Source organism: Citrobacter sp. A316 (genome assembly GCF_002042945.1).
GTDB classification, from domain to species: Bacteria; Pseudomonadota; Gammaproteobacteria; order Enterobacterales; family Enterobacteriaceae; genus Citrobacter; species Citrobacter portucalensis.
On record NZ_MVFZ01000018.1, the window covers coordinates 1 to 13,126 of the forward strand.

General features: G+C 50.7%; 12 protein-coding genes, 1 rRNA gene and 1 pseudogene. 8 read left to right on the top strand and 6 right to left on the bottom strand.

Annotation, left to right across the window (positions count from 1 at the left end; all coding sequences use genetic code 11):
• The first annotated feature begins 9 nt into the window (after positions 1-9).
• A 5S ribosomal RNA gene (rrf, locus tag BZK41_RS19805) occupies positions 10-125 on the top strand.
• Between the two features lie 340 nt (positions 126-465).
• On the opposite strand, the gene mobB is transcribed toward rrf, so the two are convergent.
• Positions 466-981 (bottom strand): molybdopterin-guanine dinucleotide biosynthesis protein MobB, encoded by a 516-nt coding sequence (mobB, locus tag BZK41_RS19810; protein WP_139762634.1) that lies wholly within the window; start codon positions 979-981, stop codon positions 466-468.
• The gene (gene mobA, locus BZK41_RS19815; protein WP_003028614.1) at positions 963-1,547 is read right to left on the bottom strand and encodes a molybdenum cofactor guanylyltransferase MobA; all 585 of its coding nucleotides are present in this window, start codon (positions 1,545-1,547) and stop codon (positions 963-965) included. The genes mobB and mobA overlap by 19 nt, the downstream gene beginning before the upstream one ends.
• Before the next feature lie 69 nt (positions 1,548-1,616).
• On the opposite strand from mobA, the gene BZK41_RS19820 reads away from it, so the two are divergent.
• The 3 genes from BZK41_RS19820 (at position 1,617) to dsbA (ending at position 3,589) form a co-directional block, all read left to right on the top strand.
• Complete coding sequence (locus BZK41_RS19820) at positions 1,617-1,886, top strand: YihD family protein (protein WP_003028616.1); 270 nt, start codon at positions 1,617-1,619, stop codon at positions 1,884-1,886.
• Between the two features lie 76 nt (positions 1,887-1,962).
• Positions 1,963-2,949 carry a serine/threonine protein kinase gene (locus BZK41_RS19825; protein WP_079939281.1) on the top strand — a complete coding sequence of 329 codons (987 nt, stop codon included), beginning with the start codon at positions 1,963-1,965 and terminating at the stop codon, positions 2,947-2,949.
• 16 nt (positions 2,950-2,965) lie between these two features.
• The gene (gene dsbA / locus BZK41_RS19830; RefSeq protein ID WP_003028621.1) at positions 2,966-3,589 is read left to right on the top strand and encodes a thiol:disulfide interchange protein DsbA; all 624 of its coding nucleotides are present in this window, start codon (positions 2,966-2,968) and stop codon (positions 3,587-3,589) included.
• A gap of 29 nt (positions 3,590-3,618) precedes the next feature.
• Here dsbA and BZK41_RS19835 read toward each other — a convergent pair whose 3' ends face one another.
• The gene (locus BZK41_RS19835) at positions 3,619-4,539 is read right to left on the bottom strand and encodes an acyltransferase (protein WP_079939282.1); all 921 of its coding nucleotides are present in this window, start codon (positions 4,537-4,539) and stop codon (positions 3,619-3,621) included.
• 363 nt (positions 4,540-4,902) lie between these two features.
• On the opposite strand from BZK41_RS19835, the gene polA reads away from it, so the two are divergent.
• On the top strand, positions 4,903-7,689 hold the full coding sequence (gene polA / locus BZK41_RS19840; protein WP_079939283.1) for a DNA polymerase I: 2,787 nt from the start codon (positions 4,903-4,905) through the stop codon (positions 7,687-7,689).
• Positions 7,690-8,130: 441 nt separating this feature from the next.
• Here the strand turns inward: polA and yihA are convergent, their stop codons facing one another.
• Positions 8,131-8,763: a ribosome biogenesis GTP-binding protein YihA/YsxC gene (gene yihA / locus BZK41_RS19845; RefSeq protein WP_079939284.1), complete on the bottom strand. Its 633-nt coding sequence runs from the start codon at positions 8,761-8,763 to the stop codon at positions 8,131-8,133.
• 260 nt (positions 8,764-9,023) lie between these two features.
• On the opposite strand from yihA, the pseudogene BZK41_RS19850 reads away from it, so the two are divergent.
• The 3 genes and pseudogenes from BZK41_RS19850 (at position 9,024) to hemN (ending at position 11,398) form a co-directional block, all read left to right on the top strand.
• Positions 9,024-9,221 (top strand): annotated as a pseudogene (locus tag BZK41_RS19850) (hypothetical protein).
• A 105-nt stretch (positions 9,222-9,326) separates the two neighbouring features.
• Positions 9,327-9,836 carry a Der GTPase-activating protein YihI gene (gene yihI / locus BZK41_RS19855; RefSeq protein WP_249415609.1) on the top strand — a complete coding sequence of 170 codons (510 nt, stop codon included), beginning with the start codon at positions 9,327-9,329 and terminating at the stop codon, positions 9,834-9,836.
• A gap of 188 nt (positions 9,837-10,024) precedes the next feature.
• A complete protein-coding gene (gene hemN, locus BZK41_RS19860) occupies positions 10,025-11,398 on the top strand; it encodes an oxygen-independent coproporphyrinogen III oxidase (RefSeq protein WP_079939286.1) in 1,374 nt (457 codons plus the stop codon).
• A gap of 87 nt (positions 11,399-11,485) precedes the next feature.
• Here the strand turns inward: hemN and BZK41_RS27060 are convergent, their stop codons facing one another.
• A complete protein-coding gene (locus BZK41_RS27060) occupies positions 11,486-11,596 on the bottom strand; it encodes a YshB family small membrane protein (RefSeq protein WP_003028631.1) in 111 nt (36 codons plus the stop codon).
• 111 nt (positions 11,597-11,707) lie between these two features.
• The gene (gene glnG / locus BZK41_RS19865; RefSeq protein ID WP_079939351.1) at positions 11,708-13,117 is read right to left on the bottom strand and encodes a nitrogen regulation protein NR(I); all 1,410 of its coding nucleotides are present in this window, start codon (positions 13,115-13,117) and stop codon (positions 11,708-11,710) included.
• Positions 13,118-13,126 lie beyond the last annotated feature (9 nt).

Sequence of the window (13,126 nt, forward strand, 5' to 3'; positions counted from 1 at the left end):
CAGAATTTGCCTGGCGGCTGTAGCGCGGTGGTCCCACCTGACCCCATGCCGAACTCAGAAGTGAAACGCCGTAGCGCCGATGGTAGTGTGGGGTCTCCCCATGCGAGAGTAGGGAACTGCCAGGCATCAAATAAAAGCGAAAGGCTCAGTCGAAAGACTGGGCCTTTTGTTTTATCTGTAGTCTGTCGGTGAGCGCTCTCCTGAGGAGGACAAATCCGCCGGGAGCGGATTTGAACGTTGCGCAGCAACGGCCCGGAGGGTGGCGGGCAGGACGTCCGCCATAAACTGCCAGGCATTAATTAAAGTGAAGAAGCCCATCCTGACGGATGGGCTTTTTTGCGTCTGTGCGGGATAAAAACCGCCGGATGCGGCGTGCCGCCTTATCCGGCCTACAGCTGCTGGACTGATTGTGTTTTGTAGGCCTGATAAGCGCAGCGTATCAGGCACATCGCAGCACCACGGTTACTATCTTATCCATTGGGTAACAAAATCAGCAAGTTGCTGTATGTCGTTGATATCTAACAATGGAACATCCACCGCCAGCGGAACGTCACTGGCAACTGCGATAACATATTCGTCCATCACCAATTCCTCAGGACTATGCCCGCAGCCGTCGCGAAAAAGTAGGATCTTAGCGACAGGTTCATGCTTAAATCCCTCAACCAATACCATATCCAACGTTGAAGCATCCATCCGGCTTACCAGATACGCTAAATCCAGTTCGGGCTCTTCCGGTGTTTCTACCATTAATGCCCAACGTTGCTGGCTGGCGACCAGCGTTTGTGCTGCACCTGCTTTGCGCAGTTCATAGCTATCTTTACCGGGCTTGTCGACATCCATATTGTGGTGAGTATGTTTAATCAATCCGGGGCGTATACCTCTGGCACGTAGTTCCGGGATCAACTTTTTGAGCAGCGTGGTTTTTCCCGTGCCGCTCCATGCCGCAATGGCGAGTAATGGGATCATGATTTTTCCTGCCATTTTGCGAGCTCTTCGGGGGTGTTCACGTTTACGAACGCATCTTTATGATCGCTGAAATCGACAGCATGACCGCCAGCCAGACGCATAAAGACCATAACGCGTCGTTCACCAGACTGAAGATAATCCTGCAGCAAAGGTTGCATAGAGCGGTGCATCAGCGCAATGGTTGGGTGATCTCTTTCCCCATCATGCACCCAGACAACCGGTGCAGCTTTGCGCTGCTCTTTTAAACGAGCGACCAGATCGTGAGGAATATAGGGCATATCGCACGGGCAAAACAGAAACCACTCCCCCGTTTGCTGCAGGAATACCGATAGCATCCCGGCCAGTGGGCCAGGGAAATCGGCCAAGGAATCGGGAATAACTTTCAGGCCGCTTTGCTGGTATATATCCCGGTGGCGATTGGCATTAACCACCACGGTTTCGACCTGCAAAGCGAGAATGTCGGCCACATGCCGCCAAAGAGGTTTACCGTCCAGTTCAAGCAGACCTTTATCGGTTCCACCCATCCGTCTGGCCTTACCGCCAGCCAGCACAACCCCTGTTATTGCACTATCCAGAATCACTGATATCGCCTCTTTTAATGTGGGATTGACCCTGCTAACGTATCTGTATTGAGCCTAAGGAGCACAACCATGAAATGTAAACGTCTGAATGAAGTTATTGAACTCCTCCAGCCTGCCTGGCAGAAGGAACCCGATCTTAACCTGATGCAATTTTTACAGAAACTGGCGCAAGAGTCAGGTTTTGACGGCGAACTGGCGGATTTAACTGATGACATTCTGATCTATCACCTGAAAATGCGTGACTCAGCGAAGGATGCTGTCATCCCAGGTATTCAGAAAGATTATGAAGAAGATTTTAAAACCGCACTACTCCGCGCACGTGGCGTAATTAAAGAGTAAAAGCTTGTAATCGCCGCCACCGAAAGCGCTGCGAAATGATATCCTGAATCATTCGTAGTATTTTCCGGATGATGGGATGAACGACAACGCTTTTAATTTCCAGACGCTACACCCGGATACCATCATGGATGCACTGTTTGAGCAGGGGATCCGGGTGGACTCCGGGCTTACCCCACTTAACAGCTATGAAAACCGTGTCTATCAATTCCAGGACGAAGACCGTCGACGCTTTGTCGTTAAGTTTTATCGCCCTGAACGTTGGTCTGTCGATCAGATCCAGGAAGAGCACCAGTTTGCCCTGGAACTGGTAAGCGATGAAGTCCCGGTAGCTGCGCCGTTGGTACTGAACGGCCAAACGCTGTTAAGCCACCAGGGTTTCCATTATGCGATCTTCCCCAGCGTCGGTGGACGCCAGTTTGAAGCCGACAACATCGATCAGATGGAGGCGGTGGGGCGCTATCTCGGGCGTATGCACCAGACCGGATGCAAGCGTACTTTTGCCTTCCGCCCAACGATTGGCCTTGAAGAGTACCTGACTGAGCCGCGTAAAGTTTTTGAACACGCACAGCTTATTCCATCAGGGCAAAAAGCGGCTTTCCTGAAGGCAACGGATGCGCTTATTGCGATCGTTACCGAACGCTGGCATACGTGTTTTACCACGTTACGCCTGCACGGTGATTGTCATGCCGGTAATATTCTGTGGCGCGATGGCCCGATGTTTGTCGATTTAGATGATGCCCGCAATGGTCCGGCTATTCAGGATTTATGGATGCTCCTCAATGGTGATAAAGCTGAACAACGCATGCAGCTAGAAACCATTATCGAGGCTTATGAAGAGTTTAGTGAGTTCGACATCTCTGAAATCGGACTGATAGAACCTTTACGCGCTATGCGTTTAGTTTATTATCTTGCCTGGCTAATTCGACGTTGGGCTGACCCTGCGTTCCCAAAAAACTTCCCGTGGTTAACCGGGGAAGATTACTGGCATCGTCAGACCGCGACCTTTATTGAGCAGGCAAAAATTCTGCAAGAGCCCCCCTTACAATTAACGCCAATGTATTAATCGGAGAAACTTGAACATGAAAAAAATATGGCTGGCGCTGGCTGGTATGGTCTTAGCTTTTAGCGCATCTGCAGCGCAGTTCCAGGATGGTAAACAATACATCACCCTGGAGAAGCCTGTTGCGGGTGAACCGCAAGTGTTGGAGTTCTTCTCCTTCTACTGCCCGCACTGCTATCAGTTTGAAGAAGTGCTTCACGTCTCTGATAACGTGAAGAAAAAGCTGCCGGAAGGCACCAAGATGACCAAATACCACGTCGAGTTTCTCGGGCCTTTGGGCAAAGATCTGACGCAGGCATGGGCGGTTGCAATGGCGCTGGGCGTTGAAGATCAGGTCACCGTTCCGCTGTTTGAAGGGGTTCAGAAAACCCAGACCGTTCAGTCTGTTGCTGATATCCGTAAAGTGTTTGTCGATGCGGGTATTAAAGGCGAAGACTATGATGCGGCATGGAACAGCTTCGTAGTGAAATCACTCGTGGCACAGCAGGAAAAAGCGGCGGCTGATTTACAGCTGCAGGGCGTTCCGGCGATGTTCGTGAATGGTAAATATCAGGTAAATCCGCAAGGCATGGATACCAGCAGCATGGATATCTTTGTACAGCAGTATGCGGATACCGTGAAATACCTGGTCGGTCAGAAGTAAAAGCAAAAGCCGGTCATTGACCGGCTTTTTTATTTTGAGGCTTTAATCGCGTCGAGCTGCGCGTCCTTCTCACTCCACAGCGTATTCAACCACAGCTGAAAGCGGCGCTTGAATGCCTTATCGTTCACGTAATCACCGTGTAACTCTTCATGAATTGGCTCCAGATTCACCCGCACGACAATCCGCGTTAGCTTACCGCTCAGCATATCGTAGAACGGTCGGCTACTGTTTTCCGGATAGCACAACGTGATGTTCAACATTTTATCGAACTGTGACCCCAGTACGTTCAATGCCATTGCAATACCTGCCGCCTTAGGAGGGAGCAGGTTTTGATAAGGAGAGCGGGTTTGCTCACGTTTCTCTTTGGTAAAGCGCGAACCTTCGACAAAATTCACAATGGTTGTCGGGTGTACGCGAAACTTCTCGCAGGAACGACGCGTTGTTTCGACATCTTTACCACGGCGTTCCGGATGGCGAAGCAGATAGCCACGTGAATAGCGTTTCATAAACGGCATATCCAGCGCCCAGCAGGCCAGGCCAATAAAGGGCACCCAGGCCAACTGCTGCTTGAGGAAATATTTATTCATCGGGATGTGCTTACGGAACAGAACGCAAAGCACAACGATATCGGCCCAGCTGTAATGATTACAAATGAGCAGATACCAGTTTTTCTTGCTAAGACCTTCCAGTCCTTCAACATCCCACTTCAGCCGAGGATTAAGGTGCAGAAGTAGCGCCAGACCTTCACACCAGCAGTACATCATGAAATTACAGAAGACAGAAACCTTGCGCCAGACGACAGGAATGGGCAAAAGGAGTTTCACAACCCCGGCAAGGATGATCGGCACAGAACAAAAAATCGTGACCAATATGGTCAATACGATACTCAGCAACAGCGTTATCGCAGCGAGTATTCTCGTCATAATTAAATTATTCAAAAGGTTAGCCATAGACAGTGCGCGAAAGAGGCGCAAGGGGCTGATTTTATCAGAAAACGAACCAAATGATGGATCTTCCCTGAATAGAAAAAAAGAGAATATCTATCCACATCAGGATATAAGCTGAAAAAATGGAATAAAATGCTGTGCTTTAAATTAACTCACTGAAATTTTTGATAAAATATAATGAAGCATTAATTTCCTTGCTATATTTAAAGAGCTGCAAATTATTTATTCACAAAGTTATCCACAGCTGTCTTTGCGAGCAAAGCAGAAGATCTGCAAAAGTTTTTCGACAAATGCGGCGAAAAACTCATGTTTTCATCCTGTCTGTGGCATCCTTTACCCATAATCTGATAAACAGGCACGGACATTATGGTTCAGATCCCAGAAAACCCACTTATCCTTGTAGATGGCTCATCTTACCTGTATCGCGCATACCACGCGTTCCCACCGCTGACTAACAGCGCAGGAGAACCTACGGGCGCGATGTACGGTGTCCTCAACATGCTGCGTAGCTTGATTCTGCAATATCAACCAACCCATGCTGCGGTGGTATTCGACGCCAAGGGTAAAACCTTCCGTGATGAATTATTCGAACATTATAAGTCTCACCGCCCACCTATGCCGGACGATCTGCGTGCACAGATAGAACCCCTGCATGCGATGGTAAAAGCGATGGGGCTGCCACTGTTGGCTGTTTCTGGTGTGGAGGCAGACGATGTTATCGGTACGCTGGCGCGGGAAGCAGAGAAGATCGGTCGCCCGGTGCTGATTAGCACCGGTGATAAAGATATGGCTCAGTTGGTGACGCCGAATATCACCCTAATCAACACCATGACCAATACGATCCTCGGCCCGGATGAAGTGGTGAATAAGTACGGCGTCCCGCCGGAACTGATCATTGATTTCCTGGCGCTGATGGGGGACTCCTCAGATAACATTCCTGGCGTTCCAGGCGTAGGTGAAAAAACCGCTCAGGCACTGCTGCAGGGGCTGGGTGGGCTGGATACCCTCTATGCTGAATCAGACAAAATAGCGGGGCTGACCTTCCGTGGTGCGAAAACCATGGCGGGCAAACTTGAGCAGAACAAAGAGGTGGCGTACCTCTCTTATCAATTGGCTACCATCAAAACGGATGTTGAGCTGGAATTGACCTGTGAGCAGCTGGAAATATGTCAGCCCGCTGCAGAAGAACTGCTTGGCCTGTTTAAACAGTATGAATTCAAACGTTGGGTTACTGACGTTGAAGCGGGTAAATGGCTACAGGCAAAAGGAACGAAGCCGGCGGCAAAACCGCAAGAAACTACTGTCGTCGATGAAACGCCTGAGGAGCCGGCTACGGTTCTTTCATATGATAACTATGTGACGATTCTGGACGAAGCCACACTGGAAGAGTGGATCGCGAAGCTGAAAAAAGCACCTGTCTTTGCCTTTGATACTGAAACTGACAGCCTGGACAACATTTCCGCGAATCTGGTTGGCCTGTCTTTTGCCATTGAACCGGGTGTGGCGGCGTATGTTCCTGTTGCTCACGATTACCTGGATGCCCCTGACCAGATCGCGCGCGACCGTGCGCTGGAGCTGCTAAAGCCGCTGCTGGAAGATGAGAACGCGCACAAAGTCGGGCAAAACCTGAAGTACGATCGCGGCATCCTGGCGAACTATGGCATCGAGCTGCGCGGCATCACTTTTGACACCATGCTCGAATCCTACATTCTTAACAGCGTCGCTGGACGACACGATATGGACAGCCTGTCGGACCGCTGGCTGAAACATAAGACCATCACCTTTGAAGAGATTGCTGGAAAAGGCAAAAACCAGCTGACCTTTAACCAGATAGCACTGGAAGAGGCCGGACGTTACGCTGCGGAAGATGCCGACGTTACGCTACAGCTGCATCTGAAGATGTGGCCAGAATTACAGCAGCATAAAGGGCCGCTGAACGTCTTTGAAAATATCGATATGCCGCTGGTGCCGGTTTTGTCTCGCGTTGAGCGCAACGGTGTGAAAATCGATCCGGCTGTTCTGCACAAGCATTCTGAAGAGCTGACGCTACGTTTGAATGAGCTGGAGCAAAAAGCGCACGAGATCGCCGGAGAAGCGTTTAACCTCTCTTCCACTAAGCAACTGCAAACCATCCTGTTTGAAAAGCAGGGTATTAAGCCGCTGAAGAAAACCCCTGGCGGCGCGCCATCAACGTCAGAAGAGGTACTGGAAGAGCTGGCGCTGGATTATCCGTTACCGAAAGTGATCCTGGAATATCGTGGTTTAGCAAAACTGAAGTCGACCTATACGGATAAGCTTCCGTTGATGATTAACAAGAAAACCGGGCGCGTACACACCTCCTACCATCAGGCGGTTACCGCCACCGGACGCTTGTCTTCAACGGATCCAAACCTGCAAAACATCCCGGTACGTAATGACGAAGGTCGTCGTATTCGTCAGGCGTTCATTGCGCCAGAAGACTACGTGATTGTCTCTGCGGACTACTCACAGATTGAACTGCGTATCATGGCGCACCTTTCACGTGATAAAGGTCTGCTTACCGCGTTCGCTGAAGGGAAAGATATTCACCGCGCAACGGCGGCTGAAGTCTTTGGTTTACCGCTTGATTCCGTGACCAGCGAGCAACGCCGCAGCGCGAAAGCCATCAATTTCGGTTTGATCTACGGGATGAGCGCCTTTGGTCTGGCGCGCCAGTTGAATATTCCGCGCAAAGAAGCACAGAAGTACATGGATCTCTACTTCGAACGCTACCCAGGCGTGCTGGAATATATGGAACGCACTCGCGCGCAGGCGAAAGAGCAAGGCTATGTAGAAACGCTGGAAGGTCGCCGTCTCTATTTACCGGATATTAAATCCAGTAATGGTGCTCGTCGCGCTGGTGCTGAACGTGCGGCCATTAACGCCCCGATGCAGGGAACTGCCGCAGATATTATCAAACGAGCCATGATTGCCGTGGATGGATGGCTGCAAACCGAGCAACCGCGAGTGCGCATGATCATGCAGGTACACGATGAACTGGTGTTTGAAGTGCACAAAGATGATCTGGAAAGCGTCTCTAAAAAGATCCACCAACTGATGGAAAACGAGACCCAGATTGACGTGCCGTTGCTGGTGGAAGTCGGGAGTGGTGAAAACTGGGATCAGGCGCACTAAGGGTTTACTTAATAACGCTCCTTTTTCGTAACTAAGCAACATAAGAGAGAGCTTTTTGTGATGTCCATTAGAATTCCCTATGTAAGGAATGAAAAAAAATTACAAAAAGTGCTTTCTGAGCTGCTCAAAAAAGAGTAAAGTTATTCTCGTAGGGTACAGAGGTAAGATGTTCTATCTTTCAGACCTTTTACTTCACGTAATCGGATTTGGCTGAATATTTTAGCCGCCCCAGTCAGTAATGACTGGGGCGTTTTTTATTTTGCTCGTCATACTTCAAGCTGCATACGCGTTGGCTTCCTCGCTCACCCCAGTCACTTACTTATGTAAGCTCCTGGGATTTGCTGCGTCGCCGCCTTTATGCAACTCGAATTATTTAGAGCAAAAATAAAGATCTGTAGGCCGGACAAGACGCGCAGCGGCGCCATCCGGCATATCGGTGGGTTATTCCCCGTCCTGCTCCTCTTCAACCGGTGCCATTTCACTAAACCAGCTATCCAGTTTTTGCCGCAGTTTGTCCACACCCAGCTTTTTCAGCGATGAAAATGCTTCTACCTGCACATCACCGTTAAATGCCAGTACGGCTTCACGTACCATATTCAGCTGCGCTTTGCGTGCACCGCTGGCCAGCTTATCTGCTTTAGTCAGCAGTACCAGAACCTGAACGTTGCTCTCAACCGCCCACAGGATCATCTGTTGATCGAGATCTTTTAACGGGTGACGAATATCCATCAGTACCACCAGACCTTGCAGGCTCTGACGTTTTTCCAGATATTCAGCCAGCGCGCGCTGCCATTTACGCTTCATCTCTTCCGGAACTTCGGCATAACCGTATCCTGGCAAATCGACCAGGCGTTTGCCGTCAACGACTTCAAACAGGTTGATGAGCTGAGTACGACCCGGCGTTTTAGATGTACGCGCCAGACCTTTTTGATTCGTCAGGGTATTTAGCGCACTGGATTTGCCTGCGTTGGAACGGCCAGCAAAAGCCACTTCGATACCGGTATCGGAAGGTAAGTGGCGAATATCAGGCGCACTCATCACAAAGTGCGTCTGTTGATAATTCAAGTTAGTCAAAGCAGTCCTCTCCATCAATCAGGGCTTTGCAGCGATTATACCTGAACCCCAGCAAAAGACTGGTTTTTCGACGGGTAGGCAGTGTAAGTAAAAACCCCGCGCTTTGTGAGACATTGCCGACAGTTTCTATACGAGATGACAGAATAAAAAATAACAGAACTAAAATAAATCATATAGTTACAGTTGGGCGCTATTCTTAAAATCTGAAATTGTTACCCAGGTTACTTGTACGTTTAAACCAAAACGGTAAAGTAGCATCCATAGCGAGGAAGCTGACAGGATAGACGACTCAGGATGAGGGTCAGGAGCGCCAGGAGGCGAAGACACAGGATTGTCAGGAAGACAAACGTCCGGAGACGTTAGTATAAGGAAATGGAAACAACACGGAATGTTACAGGCTAAGGGAAAAACAGGGTGTGTTGATAGCCAACATGGATTGTAGAGCCCGTAAGGGTTGAGAGTCAGGAAAAAAGGCGACAGATTACTCTGTCGCCTTTTTTCTTTATTTCTGCTAGATTCCGGCGCAATTATATACTGAATAAAACAGCCAAAGACGAATCATGATGAAACCAACTTCTACACCACGCGGTAAAGGTCCTGCAAAAGCGCGTCGTAAAACACGCGAAGAAATTAACCAGGAAGCTCGCGACCGTAAGCGCCAGAAAAAACACCGTGGTCATGCGGCAGGTAGCCGTGCGTCCGGTAGCGAAGGCGCATCTGGTGGCGGAAACCAAAATAAGCAAAAAGATCCTCGTATTGGCAGCAAAACCCCCATTCCATTGGGCGTGACCGAAAAAGTCACCAAACAGCACAAACCGAAGAGTGAGAAACCTATGCTTTCACCACAGGCTGAGTTGGATTTACTGGAAACGGATGAGCGCCTGGATGCGCTGCTGGAGCGTCTTGAAGCAGGAGAAACCCTGAGCGCGGAAGATCAGTCCTGGGTTGATGCCAAGCTGGACCGCATCGATGAGCTGATGCAAAAGCTGGGTCTTTCTTACGATGACGAGGAAGAAGACGAAGAAGAAGAAAAGCAGGAAGACATGATGCGCCTGCTGAAAGGTGGCAACTAACGGTTTTACACCGTGGGTCTTCCCGTCCTGCTTATAACCCTTCCGGTTATATGTTATCTGGTGTGGTTATTCGTTAAACTACAGCGGTTGTCGCGGCGACAGAAGTGGCTGCGCAACCGACTTATCACCCGTACTGGGATTAAGTCGGTACGCCGTACCCGCCAGAGACGCCATCGGAAGGAGTGAGCATGTCAGAGCAGTTAATAGACTGGGACCTGGCCCTGATCCAGAAATATAACTATTCCGGGCCACGATATACCTCGTACCCGACCGCGCTGGAGTTTTCTGAAGACTACGGCACAGAAGCATTTCTAAAGGCCGTGGCGCGTTATCCTGAGCGTCCTCTCTCGCTGTACGTTCACATCCCGTTCTGCCACAAGCTGTGTTATTTCTGCGGCTGTAACAAGGTCGTGACTCGCCAGCAGCATAAAGCCGATCAATACCTCGATGTCTTAGAACAAGAAATTATTCATCGCGCACCGCTGTTTGCCGGACGTCATGTCAGTCAGTTGCACTGGGGCGGCGGTACGCCAACGTATCTGAATAAAGCGCAAATCAGCCGTTTGATGTCGCTGTTGCGTGGCAACTTTAACTTTAACGACGACGCCGAAATCTCGATCGAAGTGGATCCGCGTGAAATTGAGCTGGATGTGCTCGATCATTTACGTGCTGAAGGTTTTAACCGCCTGAGCATGGGGGTGCAGGACTTCAATAAAGAAGTTCAGCGCCTGGTGAACCGTGAGCAGGATGAGGAGTTTATCTTTGCGCTGCTGAACCATGCGCGTGAGATTGGCTTTACCTCAACGAACATCGATCTGATTTATGGTTTGCCAAAACAGACGCCGGAAAGTTTCGCCTTCACCCTGAAACGCGTTGCTGAGCTGAATCCAGACCGACTGAGCGTCTTCAACTATGCGCACCTGCCGACGCTGTTTGCCGCTCAGCGCAAAATTAAAGACGCCGACCTGCCCAGCGCGCAGCAGAAGCTGGATATCCTGCAGGAGACCATCTCTTCACTGACCGAAACTGGCTATCAGTTCATTGGCATGGATCACTTTGCCCGCCCGGATGACGAACTGGCCATTGCCCAACGCAAGGGGGTGCTGCATCGTAATTTCCAGGGTTATACCACCCAGGGTGATACCGATCTGCTGGGAATGGGCGTGTCAGCCATTAGTATGATTGGTGACAACTACGCGCAGAACCAGAAAGAGCTGAAGCGCTATTATCAGCAGGTAGACGAGCAGGGGGACGCGCTGTGGCGCGGAATTGCCCTGACCCGCGATGACTGCATTCGTCGTGATGTTATCAAGCTCCTGATCTGCAACTTCCGCCTCGACTATGCCGCTGTGGAACAGCAATGGGATCTGAACTTCGCTGACTATTTTGCCGAAGACCTTAAACTGCTGGCTCCGCTGGCGAAAGATGGGCTGGTGGATGTAGATGAGAAGAGGATTCAGGTGACGCCGAAAGGCCGTCTGCTGATTCGTAATATTTGCATGTGCTTCGATGCGTATCTGCGCCAGAAAGCGCGGATGCAGCAATTCTCACGGGTGATTTAACGCTTTTCCGGGTGGCGCTTCGCTTACCGTGCCTACGAAAATCTCAATACGTAGGTCGGGTAAGCGAAGCGCCACCCGGCGAACCCGCTAGCTGAACAGCCCAACCAGCGCCGCGCACAATACTGCGGCGACCGCAGTTTGTGGCGTATGGCTTTCGACCGCACCGCTCGACAGCAGATTAATCATAGATTCCAGCATGATGACTTCCCCCGTTTTCCGGGCACGATCATACTTAACTCATCGGAACAGTAAAGCGCAAAATAGCAGCAATTTGCGCTCGATTATTAATCTTTACACAGTGACGATATGTCACTCCATTCCGAGTTCTTTTAGCTTACGCGTCAAGGTATTACGACCCCAACCGAGTAAGCGTGCCGCTTCCTGTTTATGCCCTTGAGTATGACGGAGCGCGGTAGTCAACAGCGTGCGCTCCAACTCTGGTTGGGCCTCAGAAAGCAAGTTTTGATGACCGGAGCGTAATGCCCGATCCGCCCACTGTGCCAATAGCGTTGCCCAACTATCCGGCTGCATATGGGACGGTGCGTCTGGCACAGAGGTTTCAAACAGCTCGGTTGGTAAGTCCTGAATCAGTACTTCCTGCCCGGCAGCCATTACGGTTAACCAGCGGCAGGTGTTCTCAAGCTGACGTACGTTACCCGGCCAGGCCAGACGTGTCAGCGCAGCCTCGGTTTCCGGGTGTAATTGTTTGGCTTCCACCCCCAGTTCGCGGGCGGCCTCCTGCAGGAAATGACGCGCCAGGCGGGGGATATCTTCTCGACGTTCGCGCAGTGGTGGCAGATGTACCCGAATAACGTTCAGCCGATGGAATAAGTCTTCACGGAATTTGCCTTCCTGCACGCGTAGTTCAAGGTTTTGGTGTGTGGCGGCGATAATGCGCACATCTACCTTTACGGGCGCGTAACCGCCAACACGGTAAAACTGTCCATCGGCTAATACGCGTAATAAACGCGTCTGTACGTCCAACGGCATATCGCCAATTTCATCGAGGAACAACGTACCGCCGTCGGCCTGTTCAAAGCGCCCCTGACGAATGGTATTCGCTCCGGTAAACGCGCCTTTCTCGTGACCAAACAGCTCAGATTCGATCAAATCTTTCGGGATTGCCGCCATGTTCAGCGCGATAAACGGCGCTTTGACGCGCGGGCTATGACGGTGCAACGCATGGGCGACCAGCTCTTTACCGGTCCCGGACTCCCCGTTAATTAATACGCTGATTGAAGACCGGGACAGGCGGCCAATAATGCGAAAGACGTCCTGCATTGCTGGCGCTTCGCCGATGATGTCGGTTGTGGGGCCGTTAATCTGAACATTACGCGGCTGCTGCTGTTCCTGATAATGGCTGATGGCACGCTCGACCAGCGCCACGGCTTCATCAATATCAAAAGGTTTGGGCAGATAATCAAACGCCCCTTGCTGATAGGCGCTGACGGCGGCATCCAGATCGGAGTGCGCGGTCATTATGATGACCGGAAGCATCGGATGCCGCTGTTTAATCTGTTTTAACAGCGTCAGGCCGTCCATACCCGGCATGCGGATATCCGACAACAGTACGTCCGGCGTCTTGCTGGCCAGCGCGTCCAGTACCTCTTTACCACTTTCAAATGTGGTACAGCTTAGCCCTGCCCCTGCGAGCGCACGTTCAAGCACCCAACGGATGGAACTATCGTCATCAACGACCCAGACTATTCCTCGTTGCATAAACGTCAC

Coding starts and splice junctions, on each gene's coding strand:
- BZK41_RS19825 (WP_079939281.1), top strand. CDS start 1,963: ATGAACGACAACGCTTTTAATTTCCAGACGCTACACCCGGATACCATC.
- dsbA (WP_003028621.1), top strand. CDS start 2,966: ATGAAAAAAATATGGCTGGCGCTGGCTGGTATGGTCTTAGCTTTTAGC.
- BZK41_RS27060 (WP_003028631.1), bottom strand. CDS start 11,596: ATGCTGGAATCTATGATTAATCTGCTGTCGAGCGGTGCGGTCGAAAGC.
- BZK41_RS19835 (WP_079939282.1), bottom strand. CDS start 4,539: ATGGCTAACCTTTTGAATAATTTAATTATGACGAGAATACTCGCTGCG.
- hemN (WP_079939286.1), top strand. CDS start 10,025: ATGTCAGAGCAGTTAATAGACTGGGACCTGGCCCTGATCCAGAAATAT.
- yihI (WP_249415609.1), top strand. CDS start 9,327: ATGAAACCAACTTCTACACCACGCGGTAAAGGTCCTGCAAAAGCGCGT.
- BZK41_RS19820 (WP_003028616.1), top strand. CDS start 1,617: ATGAAATGTAAACGTCTGAATGAAGTTATTGAACTCCTCCAGCCTGCC.
- mobB (WP_139762634.1), bottom strand. CDS start 981: ATGGCAGGAAAAATCATGATCCCATTACTCGCCATTGCGGCATGGAGC.
- glnG (WP_079939351.1), bottom strand. CDS start 13,117: ATGCAACGAGGAATAGTCTGGGTCGTTGATGACGATAGTTCCATCCGT.
- polA (WP_079939283.1), top strand. CDS start 4,903: ATGGTTCAGATCCCAGAAAACCCACTTATCCTTGTAGATGGCTCATCT.